Origin of the sequence: Polaribacter porphyrae (assembly GCF_002954685.1) — a bacterium.
Taxonomy (GTDB): domain Bacteria; phylum Bacteroidota; class Bacteroidia; order Flavobacteriales; family Flavobacteriaceae; genus Polaribacter; species Polaribacter porphyrae.
Genome location: NZ_MSCN01000001.1, coordinates 1,364,309 through 1,379,403, shown reverse-complemented (window position 1 = coordinate 1,379,403; position 15,095 = coordinate 1,364,309). Strand labels below are relative to the sequence as shown.

The window sequence follows — 15,095 nt, the reverse complement described above, 5'->3', positions numbered from 1 at the left end:
CTATTCTAAAACCCCAAACCCTCAAACAAATAATCAGGACATCTTGTAGGTTTACTCGTTTCCATATTTATAAAAGCTAAAACTGTATTTCCAGTACAAATCAGTTCGTTATCTTGGTTTGTAATAGTGTAGTTAAATTCAATTTTAACCATAGGTTTTTTTACCAAAGAAGTATCTACAGTTAGAACATCATCAAACAAGGCAGATTTTTTAAAATTACATTGTAAAGAAATAACAGGAAGCATTATTCCACTATTTTCCATATCTTTGTAAGAGATGTTGAGTTTTCGAAGCCAATCAATACGACCAAGCTCAAAATATTGAGCGTAATTTCCGTGATAAACTACCCCCATTTGATCAGTTTCTCCATAACGTACTCTAAATGAGGTGGAATGCTTGTTCAAGTTAAATTTATTGTTTAATTCATTCGAATTTTACGCAAAAAAAAGTTAATAATCAATAGCAAATTGATTTTTTTTTACTGAATTTTATTCACACTTTTGTAGGGCTTTAAAGAAATACACACAAACTCTTTTTTAGGGTTTAAATATTAATAAAATACTAGCTTCTACAAGTACATGAATAACACAGCCGAATCTGTTTGGATAGACTGCCTGTCTTTTATAAAAGACAACATTAAGCCACAAGCCTACAAAACTTGGTTTGAGCCTATAAAACCAGTAAAACTTTCGGGAGAAGCATTGACCATTCAAGTACCAAGCAAATTTTTTTATGAGTGGTTAGAAGAGCACTACATTAAATTATTACGTGTTGCATTAGTAAGACAATTGGGCAATGATGCTAAATTGATTTATGATGTAAAAATGGAAAACAATTACAGTAGTAACAGGCCACAAACTGTAAAAATTCCAAGCTCTAACAGAAATCCTTTAAAACCACAAAAAGTTGCAGTTCCTTTAGAATCTAGTAAAAGAGAATTAAGAAATCCTTTTATAATTCCTGGATTACAAAAAGTAAAGATAGAGTCGCAACTCAACCCAAATTATAGTTTTGCAAATTTTGTAGAAGGTGATTCTAACAGATTAGCACGTTCTGCAGGAATGGCTGTAGCCAATAAACCAGGAGGTACCTCTTTTAATCCATTATTAATTTATGGTGGAGTAGGTTTAGGAAAAACACATTTAGCACATGCTATTGGTGTTGATATAAAAGATAAATATCCAGATAAAACTGTTTTATATATTTCATCAGAAAAGTTTACACAACAATTTATAGATTCTGTAAAATCGAATACAAGAAATGATTTTATTCATTTCTACCAAATGATTGATGTGCTAATTATAGATGATGTACAATTCTTATCTGGTAAAGCTGGTACACAAGATGTATTCTTTCATATTTTTAATCATTTACATCAAAATGGAAAACAGGTAATTTTAACTTCAGATAAAGCTCCTGTTGACATGCAAGATATAGAACAACGCTTATTATCTCGTTTTAAATGGGGATTATCTGCTGAATTGCAAGCACCTGACTACGAAACTAGAATTTCTATATTAGATAACAAGTTGTTTAGAGATGGTGTAGAAATGCCTGATGATATTATTGAGTATATTGCTAAAAATATAAAGTCTAATGTTAGAGAGTTAGAAGGAGTTTTAATCTCAATGATTGCACAAGCTTCTTTTAACAGAAAAGAGTTCTCTTTAGAATTGGCTAAACAGATTGTAGATAAATTTGTAAAAAATACAAAACGTGAAGTATCTATAGATTATATACAAAAAGAAGTGTCAAAATATTTTGATATGGATGTAGCTACACTTCAATCTAAAACTAGAAAACGTCATATTGTACAAGCAAGACAATTGGCTATGTATTTTGCAAAAAGATTAACCAAAACTTCATTGGCAAGTATAGGAAATCAAATAGGACAAAGAGATCATGCAACAGTACTACATGCTTGCAAAACTGTTGATAACCTAACAGAAACTGACAAACAATTTAGAAAATACGTTGAAGATTTAACCAAGAAGTTAACTTTTTAATTCCTTTTTTTGATGAAAATTCTCATGGTTTGTTTAGGGAATATTTGTCGTTCACCATTAGCACAAAGTATTTTAGAATCAAAAGTAAACCCAGATTTAGTTTTTGTTGATTCAGCTGGTACAGCTGCATATCATATAGGCAATTTACCTGACAAAAGATCTATCAAAGTTGCTCGAAAATACGGAATAGATATCACAAACCAAAGAGCAAGAAAGTTTACTGCAAAAGATTTTGATGAGTTTGATGTTATCTATGCTATGGATGATAGTAATTATCGAAACATACTTTCTTTAGCGAGAGATAAAAATGATGAGGATAAAGTAAAAATGATTTTAAACGAATCTCATCCTAATAAAAATTTATCTGTTCCAGATCCTTACCATGGAGTAAATCAAGGTTTTGAAAATGTTTATAAAATGTTAGATGAGGCTTGTGATTTTATTGTCAATAAATTAAAATAACTTCATTGTAAATTGTTTCTCAAACAATTTATGTAATTTAGTGCAAAAGCCAAATAACCAGATACGATGCTAGGTAAACTATATTTAATTCCTACTACACTTGGTGATACTGAACCACTAGAAGTAATGCCACTTTCTATAAAAAAAGTTGTGGAACAAATTGATTATTATATTGTTGAGAATGAAAAATCAGCAAGACGATTTATCAAGAAAATAGCACCAAAAAAACAACAACCAACATTAACAATAAAATTATTAGACAAGTATGCTATTGAAGAGGAAACTCAAAAATATTTAGATGTATGTGAGCAAGGTTTTAATGTTGGGTTACTTTCTGAAGCTGGTGTGCCAGCAGTTGCAGATCCAGGAGCAAGTATCGTGAAATTAGCTCATGAAAAAAATATTAAAGTAGTTCCTTTGGTTGGACCATCATCAATATTATTAGCAATGATGGCTTCTGGTATGAATGGTCAAAATTTTGCTTTTAATGGTTATTTACCTATAGAAAGAGCCGAAAGAAGAAGAGCGATTAAAGAGCTAGAAAAAATATCTGGAGATAAAAATCAATCTCAAATTTTTATTGAAACACCTTATAGAAATGAAAAAATGTTTACTGAATTAAAAACGGTACTCTCTCCACATACAAACTTATGTATAGCTTCTGATATTACTCTACAAACAGAGTTTATAAAAACGATGACTGTTAAAGACTGGAAACACTATAAACCAGATTTGCATAAAAAACCAGCTATTTTTATTATACAAAAGTAAATCTTTCTAAACTGTAGCTTTTCTATCAGCAACTAAATTAGAAACATCATAGCCGCCAAATTTCTTTAAGTAGTGAGAAATTGTAGCTCCATAAGCATCTGCAAAATGCTGTTTACCATAACTTCTTAAGAATTTTTTTACATTTCCTGCACCACTTAAATGAGCTGCTGCTATAATTCCAGATTCAGTAATTTCTATGCCATTAATTTTCTTACCAGCAAATTTTTTAATTTCTCTTCGTAAAATCCATTTGTTTACTTTACACAAAGCTTCAAAAGCTTTTTCTTGCAATTCAGGATTTTTTAAGAATTGATTTGTATCATGAATCTTAAAACGCTGTAAAGTAGTTTTACCAAATTGGTATTTTCCTAAATAACCTAGAGTGTTTACAACTGTATATCTTCCTTGAGATTCTTTAAAAGCAACAGCTTCTTTAAATGCAATATAATTCTTTTGTAAATATGGAATGTTGTAGTCAATTACCTCTGGATATGTAGCAATTTTAGATTTTTTTAAAGTTATTTTATAAGAAGTAGCATCATTAAATACTATCAAAATACTTGCTAAAAATAAAAACCTTTTGATCATAATAATCTCTTTGTTTTACAGTTGCAAATTTAAAGTATATCTATAAGTATTTGATAATTAATATATTAATTTCGTCGAAATTATAAATTTTATCGTTAAAGAGTTGTTTTTTTAACATTACTGAACTACTATAACGTTTCTTAATGTGAAATTATCAAGTAAATAGTATATTTTTTATTATTAAATTTTAAATAATTACCTATTTACTCCTTTTTTATTCAACCAATTTTGATATTTAGCTGCATTTCTGTTGTGTTGAGCTAATGTTCTAGCAAATTTATGGTAACCAATTTTATCGATATTTGCACACATATAGAAATAACTATGCTTATCTGCATTTAATACTGCATCAATAGAAGAAATATCTGGCATAGAAATTTGAGTAGGAGGTAAGCCTCTATTTTTATAGGTATTATATGGTGAGTTAATTTCTAAATCTACCTTTAAAACTCTTTTTACAATAAAATCTTCCCCCTTTACTTCTTTAATAGCATAAATTATAGTGGGGTCTGCTTGTAGCGGCCATCCTTCTTTTAATCGGTTTAGATACAAACCAGCAACAATTGGGCGTTCTACTTTTTTAGCAGTTTCTTTTTGAACAATAGAAGCTAAAGTAATTACTTCATTCTTGGTCATTTTCAAAGCTTTTGCCTTTTCTAATCTTGCTGTAGTCCAAAAACGGTTGTATTCTCTCAATAAACGATCTCTAAATTTATTAGGTTTCACTGTCCAGTAAAATTCATAAGTGTTTGGTATACATATTTGTAAAACAGATTTTTTGGTAAATCCATTTTTATCTAAAAAGCCTCTATCAGTAAAACTATTAATAACAGCTATTGAGTCAATATCTAATTGTTCAGAAATTCTACCAGCAAATTTTTCTAATGTATCTTGATTATTGAAAGATATTTTAACAGGTGTTTGCTCACCAATTCTTAATTTATTTACAATATCATTATTAGACATGTTTTCTGTAATAATATATCTACCAGGTTTAGGAGTTGTAAATCTTTTTTGATTGGAAATCCATACAAAAGTAGATACATCATTTAAAAAAGGAGTAATTTTTTGTTTGAGGGTGGTAAAATCATCTTTAGAAGAAATAAATAAATCTCCACTTTTTAAAACATTATCACCATAAATTTTTTGATAAAAATTATACGCTATCACCCCTGTAACTGTAAGTAGAATGAGGATAATTCTAAAAATTATTTTTTTACTCAACATTTTTAATTTAAAATACAAAATTACTCTTTTATCAATTGATATAAAATTTCATCTTTAAATTTTTCGTTGGATAAAATCCAATCTCTTTTGATACCAGCTTTTTTAAATTGATGTCTTTCAAAAAGACTAATACTTTTTTTGTTATCAATAGTAATATTTGCATACAATTGATGTAGTTGCAAATGTGTAAAAGAATATTGAATTAATAAAGCCAAAGCCTCTGAAGCAAAGCCTTTATTTTGATAAAAAGGATGGATTAAAATACCAATTCCTGCTCTTTTATGCTGTGGGTTAAAATCAAATAAATCGATCATACCTATTTGTTTTTTTGTTGAAATATCTTCAATAACTAGTCTTAATTGTTTGGTTTGATAAATATCTAAATGAGCATTTTCTAAATATTGTTTTAACATATACCTAGAAAAAGGAGTTTGCGTATGGCTAACTTCCCAAAAGGCTTCATCATTTTCAACAGGATGTAAAAAATCTAAATCTTCTGGTTCAATAGCTCTTAAAAAAATATGTTTACCTAATAGTGTTTGCATCATATATTTATAGATCCTTCAAAAACAAATTTAGCAGGTCCTTTTAAAAAAACATTTTTATAAATGCCTTTTTCTTCAGTAAATGTAACCTCTAAATTTCCTCCTTCAACAGGTAGTGAAATAATATTACTTTTGGTTCTATTTATTTTGTGCATAGCAATTGCAACAGCAGTTACACCAGTTCCACAAGCTAAAGTTTCATCTTCTACACCTTTTTCATAAGTGCGTACTCTAAAGGTTTGATTATCGATTTGTTGCACAAAATTGACATTACTACCTGGATTTTCGTAACTGTATCTTATTTTTCTACCTTCATTAAAAACAGGGTAATCATCTAAATTATCAACTAGTTCAACATGATGTTGAGTACCAGTATAAGCAAAAACCGAGTTTTCATTCACTTTTATGTCATTTACATCAATCATTTGTAAGGAAACAATACTGTCTTTTATAGATGCAAAATGTTCTCCATCAACAGCTATAAAATTTGTTTTATCCTCTATCATATTAAGGGTTTTTGCAAATGCAACTGCACATCTTGCTCCATTACCACAAAAAGTTTGACTTCCATCTGCATTGTAATAAATCATTTCAAAATCATAATTCTCATCATCCTCAATCAAAATAATACCATCAGCACCAATACCAAAATGCCTGTCACAAATTTGTGAAAAAATGTCAGTTTTTTCTTTTGGAAAGGTTTTTGCTCTGTTATCAATCATAACAAAATCATTACCAGTTCCTTGATACTTAAAAAAAGAAATATTCATACAACAAAGATAATGATTTGTTAAAGATATAAAGTCTGTTAAAGCTTGGTTAAAAGCCGTTAAAAACAAGTTAAACAGATTTTTTAAAAATGTTAAAATTGTATATTTGATTGATTAAAAATTTAAAATTATGAAGAAATTTTTAGGTTTATTAGGCATGGCAATTCTAGGAGGTGCCATTACTTTAGGAGGTTATAAAATGCTTTTTAATAATGAAGTTGTTGTTAAAGAAGCTATTCCAAAATCTTTAGAAACAATAAATACAAACTACACTCCAGCCTATAATAATGTTGATACAGAAGCAATTTCTATTGACTTTAGGTTGGCAGCAGAGCAAACTGTAAATTCGGTTGTACATGTTAGAAATACTACTACTAGAACTCAAACAAACCCTTTTGCAGAATTGTTTTTTGGAGGAGGAGGTACTCGTAAATATGAGCAAGTTGGTACAGGTAGTGGAGTAATTATTTCACCTGATGGTTATATTGTTACCAATAACCATGTTATTGATGGTGCTAACGATTTACAAATTACTTTAAACAATAAAAAGAAATACAAAGCAGAATTAATTGGTGCAGATAAAAGCAATGATATTGCTTTGTTAAAGATTGATGCAGATGAGGACTTACCTTATACACCTTTCGCAAATTCAGATAATATTAGACTAGGAGAATGGGTACTTGCTGTTGGTAATCCTTATAATTTAACATCAACAGTAACTGCTGGTATTGTGAGTGCAAAAGGTAGAGATTTAGAAGGTAACAATAACATAGAATCTTTTATACAAACAGATGCTGCAGTAAATCCAGGAAATAGTGGAGGAGCATTAGTGAATACAAGAGGGGAATTGGTTGGTATTAACACTGCTATATCTTCTAGAACAGGTTCTTTTATTGGGTATTCTTTTGCTGTACCTTCTAATATTGCTAGAAAAATTGTTGATGATATTTTAGAGTTTGGTTCTGTACAAGAAGCAATATTAGGTATTACTATTGATCAAAAATTTGATGAAGAAGGTGTAAAAATAGTTGATGTAATGTATGAAGAAGGTGGTAAAAAATCTGAATTAAAATCTGGAGACATCATCAAAAAAGTAGACAATGTAAAAATTACAAAATTTTCTGATTTAAGTGGACAACTAACTGCAAAAAGACCAGGAGAAAAAGTAAACGTTACTGTTGATAGAGATGGAGAATTACTTACAAAAGAAGTTATTTTAAATAAGAAAAGTACATATATTTCACGTAATTTAGGTGTGTCTTTAAAAGATTTGACTGAAGAAGAAAAGAAAAAATATGATCTTAAAGGAGGCGCAAAAATTATACAAAATGCAAATAGAACTTTAAGTTATTATGGTGTTGAGAAAGGGTATATAATTTCTAAAATTAATAAAAAAGAAGTTAGAAATGCTTCAGAAGCTAAAAAGTTAATCGATGATAGTTTTTCATCTAGAAGCTCATTATATTTAGAATTAATCAACCTAAATGGAGAAATTGAAAGATATGCTTTAAAATAAAATCATTTTACCTAGAATATTAAAATCCTGATATTATCAGGATTTTTTTATGTCTTAAATTTTTTACGAAATCGATTTCGTGTTTTCAAAAAAAGAAATACTTTTGCAAAAAATATTAATTGTAATAACCATGTCAACAACCCTAGATTACGAAAAGGAAGTAGCTTCTCAAGCACAAATTAGAAGAGCAACTGTAGAATTTATCAATATTGTTAATGATTTATGGTATGATAAGTCTATAGAATTGGTGCTTTTTAGAAATCCTTTAATAGACAAAAGAGCTAATGAAGTTTTAAACTTAATAGCCTACGCTAAAGAATTTGTAAACAAATCTATTACAATTCATGATGCTTTAAGTATAGCTAAAGCAATTCAACAAATAGATTTACCATCATCAAAATTAGATATTGGTAAATTAGCTTATGAGTGTCATTTAAATCCAAAAGGTTGCGATGATAAAATTGCTTTTGTAAAAAAACAATTAAGAAATGCAACAGAAGCCAAAGACATAAAACCAAAAGATGTGGTTTTGTATGGTTTTGGTAGAATTGGGCGTTTATTAGCAAGAGAATTAATGTCTAAAATGGGTAAAGGTTCCCAATTGCGTTTAAGAGCTATAGTAACTCGTGGAGAAATTACTCAATCAGTATTAGAAAAAAGAGCGTCTTTATTAAGTATAGATTCCGTTCATGGAGATTTTTTAGGTACAGTACAAACTGATATTGAAAATAAAGCATTAATTATAAATGGTACAACTGTTTATATGATTTCTGCAAATAATCCAGAAGATATAGATTACACTGTATATAATATAAATGATGCTTTAATCATTGATAATACAGGAGCTTTTAGAGATGATGTAGCTTTAAGCAGACATTTAAAATCTAAAGGAGCAAGTAAAGTTTTATTGACAGCACCAGGTAAAGGAGTGCCAAATATTGTACATGGTGTAAACCATAAAAAATACGATTCAGATACTGTAGATATTTTCTCTGCAGCCTCTTGCACAACCAATGCAATTACACCAGTTCTAAAAGTTTTAGAAGATACCTATGGTATTAAAAAAGGACATCTAGAAACCATACATGCATACACAAACGATCAGAATTTAGTAGATAATATGCATAGCAAATACAGAAGAGGTAGAGCTGCAGCACTAAATATGGTTATTACAGAAACAGGAGCAGGGAAAGCTGTTGCAAAAGCATTACCAGCTTTAGAAGGTAAATTAACATCTAACGCAATTCGAGTTCCTGTACCAAATGGGTCTTTAGCAATTTTAAGTTTGCAATTGCATTCAATGGTAAATAAAGATAATATCAATGCAACTTTAAAACACCATGCATTAGAAGGCGATTTGGTTGAGCAAATTAAATATTCTATGGATAATGAGTTGGTATCATCAGATATAATAGGTTCAACAGCTCCATCAATTTTCGATAGTAAAGCCACAATCACAGATGGAGATACCATTGTAATTTATGTTTGGTATGATAATGAATATGGGTATTCGCATCAAGTAATGCGTTTGGCAAAACACATTGCAAAAGTGAGACGATTTACTTATTATTAGTAGAAGTTATATTTAAATTTAAATCAGAATTCCCAAAACGATTTGTTTTGGGTTTTTCTTTTTTTGAAGCTTTTTCCTGCTTTCAGCACTCGCTTTTTTTCGTTCCTCAAAAAGAGCTCAAACAAATGCTTCAATCAGGGCTAAACCTATTTGCATACAAAGATAAATCTTAAATTATTTTGAGTACCAAATAGCAATCATATTTTCACTAGGTGTGCCTTGTACAGGAAAATCGCTGCTATTCCATTCCCAAGGAAAAGTGCCAGCAAACCATTCTTTATTCCAAAGCTCTTCATACAAAGCTTGGTATGCAAGTAGCTGCACTTTATTAGATTTTTTTCTATACAAACGTTGAAAAAAAGAACCCCAAGACCAAGGCTCAATAGTTGCATACAAATCATTTCTATAGCCAACTTCTGTAAAGAGAATTTGTTTATTATATTTTTTAGAAAGCTTTTCAAGTTTTAAAAGGTGAGGTTGCCATCCGTTTTTAATGGTTTCCAAATCAGGGTTTTTAACTTTTGTTAAAGGGTAATAAGCTTGTATACCAATATAATCCAATTCATTCCAAAATTCAGTAAACTCAAAAGAATCATCCCAATTTGCTGCATAAGTAAGTTTACCTTTATAAATAGATTTTATTTTTTTAATTAAACTCAACCATCTTTTTGGTCTTTTATCTAAAGAACTTCGCAACTCTGTTCCAATACAGAATAGTTCACTATTTGTTTTTTCAGCTAAATGAGCATAATGTATTTGTATTCGTTGGTACTCATCAAACCAAATATTCCAATTCTTATCATCATCAAAATTGATGTTAGATCTCCAACCATCAGACATCCAAATATGAGGTTTTAAGAGTATAGAAAATCCTTTTTTGCGGGTTTTTACAATGTTTTTGATGAAAATTGAATCTCTTTTACTCCATTCATTTTTAGCTGTACTTGGAGAAATCTCAATTGATTTTTCATCTTTTTGATACAAATACGGAATTACAGAAATCCACTCAACATTATTTTTTATTAGATTATCAAGCGTTTTGTCAATTTTTCTTCTTCCTAACCTATATACATTCATTCCTCTAAATCTTCCATCGTTTGAAAACTTTTGAGCAATTTTTTGAGATGTATTTTCAACTGAATAATTCCATTTATAATCAAAATCTTCAGAAGTGTTGTAGTCGATAATCCATTTAATACTAAAGAATAACACTAAAAACGGAAGCATTAATCTCAATAAAAATTGTTGTAAAGCAATTTTAAAACCTTTGTTCTTGTAAACTTTTCTGAAGTATTTAAAAATGAAAAGGAGGATAATAAACAAAACCCAAAGAATATGTATAAACAGTAATCCAGATTTTGTGGTAACAAAGTTCCAAAAAGAATTTAAAAATTTTGAGAAACTTGTAATTCTAGAAAAAGATAAAATCAAATAAAATAGCAAGCAAAATACCCAAGTAAAAAAATAAGTAAAACATAAATATTTGAGTAATTTTTTCAATGGTTTGCTGTAAAAAGTAAATGTAAATAAGTTTTTGCTTAAAAACTATTTGTTCTCTGCAAACATGAATTTATTTAGTATTTTTAACCAAAATTTAAAAGATGCGTAAGTTTGTATTAGTCCTATTTTATTTCACTTTTTTAAGTATGGATGCACAAAAAAAATTACCTTATTACGAAATTCCTGAAGCTGCTAAAGAATTCACACCAGGAACTACAGCAAGCAGAATGATTGATGGTTTAGGGTTTAGATATTATTGGGCTACAGAAGGACTGAAAGAAAAAGATTTGGCTTTCAAACCAAATTCGGAAGCAAGAACTACTTTAGAAACCATAGACCATATTTTAGGATTATCGCAAGTAATTTTAAACGCGACTTTAAAAAAAGCAAATGGAGACAAGCAACCCAAAATGGCATTTGCAGAAAAACGAAAAAAAACATTAGAAAACCTACAAGAAGCTAGCAAAATTTTAAGAGAGAGTAAAGATATTTCTCAATATAAAATGATTTTTGGAGAAACAGAATTTCCTTTTTGGAATGTAATTAATGGTCCAATTGCAGATGCCATTTGGCATGTGGGTCAAGTAGTTTCTTTTAGGCGTTCTTCTGGGAATCCTTTTCCTAAAGGGGTTAGTGTTTTACGTGGCACAAAAAGTTAAAAAATGAAGAGGTTGATTTTCTTTTTTCTGATTTTAATCATTACTTCTTGTAAAAAAGATGCAATAATTAAAGATAATTTCCCAGAGTTGGAAGAAGAAATAATAACTATTAAATTTCCAGAAAAAGTAAAAGTCATTCTCAATAATGATCTTAAAACTGATACTATAATTGAAATTAATGCATTTGATTATTTATTAGATTTTAAATTAAATTATACAGAATTAAATAGAGAAATTAAAAACAGAAAAATTGAGTTTGATAATAATAATTTTAAACTTATAATTGAAAGTAGAAACTTTGATAAATCAAAATACATTTTATCTAGTCAAAGAGAGTTGGGACTTACAATTAATGGTCAAAAATTTGAAGGTGCTGATGATGATTTGCTCCCAAAAGAGATAATATCTAATATTTTTTTTAAGTATAATAATGAAGAGAAAAAAATAGATAAATCTATATTTGAAAATTTAGGAGCTCCAAATTTTAATTTAACAAGTTCATATCAATTAAATCAAGATTTCATAGTTTTAGAAATGCATAATGGTGATGGAGCATATGCATATGCAGTTTATATTTTTATTCATAAAACAGGAAAAACTAAAAAATTAATTGTTTACTTATAAATGACAATTCAACAAAAAATACAATCTTTAAAAGAAGAATTAAATCAACATAATTACAATTATTATGTGTTAGACAATGCTTCAATATCTGATTTCGATTTTGATATCAAACTCAAAGAATTAGAAAAATTAGAGCAAGAGAATCCTGAATTTTTTGATGCAAATTCTCCAACACAAAGAGTAGGAGGAAGTATTACCAAAAATTTTGAGACAATTACCCATAAAAATAGAATGTATTCTTTAGACAATTCCTATTCTAAAGAAGATTTACTAGATTGGGAAAAACGTATTCAAAAAATATTAGGGACAACAGAAACAGAGTATACTTGTGAACTAAAATTTGATGGAGCATCCATTAATTTAACCTATGAAAATGGTCAATTTCAAAAAGCAGTAACAAGAGGAGATGGTTTTCAAGGAGATGAAGTGACGAATAACGTAAAAACAATTCGCTCAATTCCATTAACTATAAAAGGAGATTTTGTAAGTGATTTTGAAATGCGAGGAGAAATCATTTTGCCTTTAGATGGTTTTGCCAAAATGAACATAGAACGTTTAGAAAATAATGAGGAAGCTTACAGAAATCCAAGAAATACAGCAAGTGGAAGTCTAAAATTGCAAGACAGTACTGAAGTCGCCAAACGTCCTTTAGACTGTTTATTATATCAAGTGGTAACATCAGAAAGAAAATACAAAACCCATTTTGAAGGTTTAGAAAACGCCAGAAAAGTAGGCTTTAAAGTGCCAAAAACTATAAAGCTTGCAAAATCAATTGATGAGGTTTTTGAGTTTGTAAATCATTGGGATAAAAAACGCCATGATTTACCTTATGAAACAGATGGAGTTGTCATCAAAGTCAATAATTTACAACAGCAAGAAGAATTAGGCTATACCTCTAAATATCCAAGATGGGCAATTGCTTATAAATTTAAGGCAGAACAAGTTTCAACTATTTTAAATGAGATTACCTATCAAGTAGGTAGAACAGGTGCAATTACACCAGTTGCCAATTTAGAACCTGTGCAATTGGCAGGAACTACTGTAAAACGAGCTTCTTTGCACAATGCAGATCAAATTGAAAAATTAAATATCAGAGAAAATGATACTGTTTTTGTAGAAAAAGGGGGCGAAATTATTCCAAAAATTATTGGAGTAGATTTTACAAAACGTCCAGAAAACTCAACTCCAACAATATATGCAACTCATTGTCCAGAATGTGGAACTGAATTGGTAAGAACTGATGGAGATGCAAAACATTATTGTCCAAATGAATTTGGATGTGCACCTCAAATAACTGGAAGAATTCAACATTTTATCAGCAGAAAAGCAATGGACATTGAGGGTTTAGGAGGAGAAACTGTTGATTTATTACGAAAAGAAGGATTAATTCAAAATTATGCAGATTTGTATGATTTAAAAGTTGAACAGGTAATTCCTTTAGAAAGAATGGCAGAAAAATCTGCTCAAAATATGATTAACGGAATTGAAAAGTCCAAAGAAATTCCGTTTGAAAAAGTATTATTTGCGCTCGGAATTCGTTTTGTAGGTGAAACTGTCGCTAAAAAACTAGCAAAACATTTCAAATCCATTGATAATTTAATGACAGCAACTTTTGAAGAACTCATTAATGTTGACGAAATTGGAGATAGAATTGCACAAAGTATTGTCGATTTTTCTAATGATTTGAATAATATTCAACTGATAAATAAGTTAAAAGAAGTTGGGGTTCAATTAGCAGTTTCAGTAGAAAGTTTAGAAAATCAAACTGATAAATTACAAGGACAAATATTTGTAGTTTCAGGCGTTTTTCATCAAATGAGTAGAAACGAACTCAAAAAAGCCATAGAAGATAATGGAGGTAAAGTAAGTTCGTCCATTTCTAAAAAAACAAATTTTATAGTTGCAGGAGATAATATGGGGCCAAGTAAATTAATAAAAGCAGAAACGTTAGGCATCCCAATAATCACTGAACAAGACTTTATTGATAAGATTAATTAGTGTAAAATTTGGTATTCTTTTTGCAAAGCATATTTGTAAAATAAGAAATGTCAATTCGAGTGATTTTACATTTAGTAAAAATGATATCGAGAATAATTAAATGAAAAAACTATTTTACATATATATTATATTGTATTCAATGTCTTCTTTTTCCCAAAAAAAAGAAGAATTAGACTCATTACCCAATAATTTTGATGATTATATACTTGTAAACCCTGGAGATACAATTACAATCAAATTGAATGAAATAACTTTATTGCCAAAGGCAAAATTTAAATCCAGAGAAGACATTCGTTATTATTTGTGGTTTCGTAGAAAAGTCCTCAAAGCATATCCTTATGCAAAACTAGCATCAACAAGATTAGATTCTCTAAATGCAAGATTAGAAAGAATTCCTTCCAAAGGAAAAAAAAGAAAATACACAAAAAGAATTCAAAAATATATAGAAGGTGAATTCACAAATCAAATAAAAAAAATGACCAGAACTGAAGGTCGTATTTTAATAAAATTAATTCATAGACAAACAGGTAAAACTGCTTTTGATAATATAAAAGGATTAAGAAGTGGATGGAAAGCTTTTTGGTACAATACAACCGCAAACCTTTTTAAACTTTCTTTAAAGGATGAATATCATCCAGAATCTATAAATGAAGATTATTTAATAGAAGAAATATTACAAAGAGCCTTTCAAGATGGGGTCTTAAACGTGCAAAAATCAAAATTAGACTTTGATTTCTCAAAAATTATCACAAAAAATAAAGCTAATATAGATGTTGAGAAATATAAAATGATGTTTGCAAAAAAGAAAAAGGTAAGAATTTTCAAAAGGAGGAGTGGTTCAGGGTAATTTTAAGAA

General features: G+C 29.0%; 15 protein-coding genes. 9 read left to right on the top strand and 6 right to left on the bottom strand.

The features are described 5' to 3' along the window. Positions 1–5: 5 nt before the first annotated feature. Positions 6–404 (bottom strand): acyl-CoA thioesterase, encoded by a 399-nt coding sequence (locus tag BTO18_RS06145; RefSeq protein ID WP_105015387.1) that lies wholly within the window; start codon positions 402–404, stop codon positions 6–8. Positions 405–578: 174 nt separating this feature from the next. Between BTO18_RS06145 and dnaA the strand changes: the two genes are divergently transcribed. From dnaA to BTO18_RS06130, 3 genes are all read left to right on the top strand, one after another. After that, positions 579–2,006: a chromosomal replication initiator protein DnaA gene (gene dnaA / locus BTO18_RS06140; RefSeq protein ID WP_105015386.1), complete on the top strand. Its 1,428-nt coding sequence runs from the start codon at positions 579–581 to the stop codon at positions 2,004–2,006. 9 nt (positions 2,007–2,015) lie between these two features. After that, positions 2,016–2,468, top strand: coding sequence for a low molecular weight protein-tyrosine-phosphatase (locus BTO18_RS06135; RefSeq protein WP_105015385.1), 453 nt, complete (start codon positions 2,016–2,018; stop codon positions 2,466–2,468). Between the two features lie 66 nt (positions 2,469–2,534). Further along, positions 2,535–3,239, top strand: a complete 705-nt coding sequence (locus BTO18_RS06130) for an SAM-dependent methyltransferase (protein ID WP_105015384.1) — start codon at positions 2,535–2,537, stop codon at positions 3,237–3,239. Between the two features lie 6 nt (positions 3,240–3,245). Here the strand turns inward: BTO18_RS06130 and BTO18_RS06125 are convergent, their stop codons facing one another. From BTO18_RS06125 to dapF, 4 genes are all read right to left on the bottom strand, one after another. Beyond that, positions 3,246–3,827: a peptidoglycan-binding protein LysM gene (locus BTO18_RS06125; RefSeq protein WP_105015383.1), complete on the bottom strand. Its 582-nt coding sequence runs from the start codon at positions 3,825–3,827 to the stop codon at positions 3,246–3,248. Positions 3,828–4,022: 195 nt separating this feature from the next. Next, positions 4,023–5,054: an endolytic transglycosylase MltG gene (mltG, locus tag BTO18_RS06120; protein ID WP_105015382.1), complete on the bottom strand. Its 1,032-nt coding sequence runs from the start codon at positions 5,052–5,054 to the stop codon at positions 4,023–4,025. A gap of 20 nt (positions 5,055–5,074) precedes the next feature. Further along, positions 5,075–5,599, bottom strand: a complete 525-nt coding sequence (locus BTO18_RS06115; protein ID WP_105017516.1) for a GNAT family N-acetyltransferase — start codon at positions 5,597–5,599, stop codon at positions 5,075–5,077. Next, on the bottom strand, positions 5,599–6,369 hold the full coding sequence (gene dapF, locus BTO18_RS06110; RefSeq protein ID WP_105015381.1) for a diaminopimelate epimerase: 771 nt from the start codon (positions 6,367–6,369) through the stop codon (positions 5,599–5,601). Before dapF ends, BTO18_RS06115 begins: the two co-directional genes overlap by 1 nt. Before the next feature lie 130 nt (positions 6,370–6,499). On the opposite strand from dapF, the gene BTO18_RS06105 reads away from it, so the two are divergent. Further along, the gene (locus BTO18_RS06105) at positions 6,500–7,885 is read left to right on the top strand and encodes a trypsin-like peptidase domain-containing protein (protein ID WP_105015380.1); all 1,386 of its coding nucleotides are present in this window, start codon (positions 6,500–6,502) and stop codon (positions 7,883–7,885) included. A gap of 130 nt (positions 7,886–8,015) precedes the next feature. Then, positions 8,016–9,458: a glyceraldehyde-3-phosphate dehydrogenase gene (locus BTO18_RS06100; RefSeq protein WP_105015379.1), complete on the top strand. Its 1,443-nt coding sequence runs from the start codon at positions 8,016–8,018 to the stop codon at positions 9,456–9,458. Positions 9,459–9,632: 174 nt separating this feature from the next. Here BTO18_RS06100 and BTO18_RS06095 read toward each other — a convergent pair whose 3' ends face one another. Further along, the gene (locus tag BTO18_RS06095) at positions 9,633–10,685 is read right to left on the bottom strand and encodes a glycoside hydrolase family 113 (protein ID WP_146106883.1); all 1,053 of its coding nucleotides are present in this window, start codon (positions 10,683–10,685) and stop codon (positions 9,633–9,635) included. A gap of 374 nt (positions 10,686–11,059) precedes the next feature. On the opposite strand from BTO18_RS06095, the gene BTO18_RS06090 reads away from it, so the two are divergent. From BTO18_RS06090 to BTO18_RS06075, 4 genes are all read left to right on the top strand, one after another. After that, the gene (locus tag BTO18_RS06090) at positions 11,060–11,617 is read left to right on the top strand and encodes a DinB family protein (RefSeq protein ID WP_105015377.1); all 558 of its coding nucleotides are present in this window, start codon (positions 11,060–11,062) and stop codon (positions 11,615–11,617) included. Positions 11,618–11,620: 3 nt separating this feature from the next. Further along, complete coding sequence (locus BTO18_RS06085) at positions 11,621–12,241, top strand: hypothetical protein (protein WP_105015376.1); 621 nt, start codon at positions 11,621–11,623, stop codon at positions 12,239–12,241. Further along, positions 12,242–14,239 (top strand): NAD-dependent DNA ligase LigA, encoded by a 1,998-nt coding sequence (gene ligA / locus BTO18_RS06080; RefSeq protein WP_105015375.1) that lies wholly within the window; start codon positions 12,242–12,244, stop codon positions 14,237–14,239. Between the two features lie 139 nt (positions 14,240–14,378). Further along, positions 14,379–15,086, top strand: coding sequence for a DUF4294 domain-containing protein (locus BTO18_RS06075; protein WP_105015374.1), 708 nt, complete (start codon positions 14,379–14,381; stop codon positions 15,084–15,086). Positions 15,087–15,095: the final 9 nt, after the last annotated feature.

Bases quoted from the DNA above. Each gene is read 5' to 3' on its own strand.
- dnaA (WP_105015386.1), top strand. From the start codon at position 579: ATGAATAACACAGCCGAATCTGTTTGGATAGACTGCCTGTCTTTTATA.
- BTO18_RS06105 (WP_105015380.1), top strand. From the start codon at position 6,500: ATGAAGAAATTTTTAGGTTTATTAGGCATGGCAATTCTAGGAGGTGCC.
- BTO18_RS06100 (WP_105015379.1), top strand. From the start codon at position 8,016: ATGTCAACAACCCTAGATTACGAAAAGGAAGTAGCTTCTCAAGCACAA.
- dapF (WP_105015381.1), bottom strand. From the start codon at position 6,369: ATGAATATTTCTTTTTTTAAGTATCAAGGAACTGGTAATGATTTTGTT.
- BTO18_RS06090 (WP_105015377.1), top strand. From the start codon at position 11,060: ATGCGTAAGTTTGTATTAGTCCTATTTTATTTCACTTTTTTAAGTATG.
- BTO18_RS06085 (WP_105015376.1), top strand. From the start codon at position 11,621: ATGAAGAGGTTGATTTTCTTTTTTCTGATTTTAATCATTACTTCTTGT.
- BTO18_RS06075 (WP_105015374.1), top strand. From the start codon at position 14,379: ATGTCTTCTTTTTCCCAAAAAAAAGAAGAATTAGACTCATTACCCAAT.
- BTO18_RS06125 (WP_105015383.1), bottom strand. From the start codon at position 3,827: ATGATCAAAAGGTTTTTATTTTTAGCAAGTATTTTGATAGTATTTAAT.
- BTO18_RS06095 (WP_146106883.1), bottom strand. From the start codon at position 10,685: ATGCTTCCGTTTTTAGTGTTATTCTTTAGTATTAAATGGATTATCGAC.
- BTO18_RS06115 (WP_105017516.1), bottom strand. From the start codon at position 5,599: ATGCAAACACTATTAGGTAAACATATTTTTTTAAGAGCTATTGAACCA.
- ligA (WP_105015375.1), top strand. From the start codon at position 12,242: ATGACAATTCAACAAAAAATACAATCTTTAAAAGAAGAATTAAATCAA.
- mltG (WP_105015382.1), bottom strand. From the start codon at position 5,054: ATGTTGAGTAAAAAAATAATTTTTAGAATTATCCTCATTCTACTTACA.
- BTO18_RS06130 (WP_105015384.1), top strand. From the start codon at position 2,535: ATGCTAGGTAAACTATATTTAATTCCTACTACACTTGGTGATACTGAA.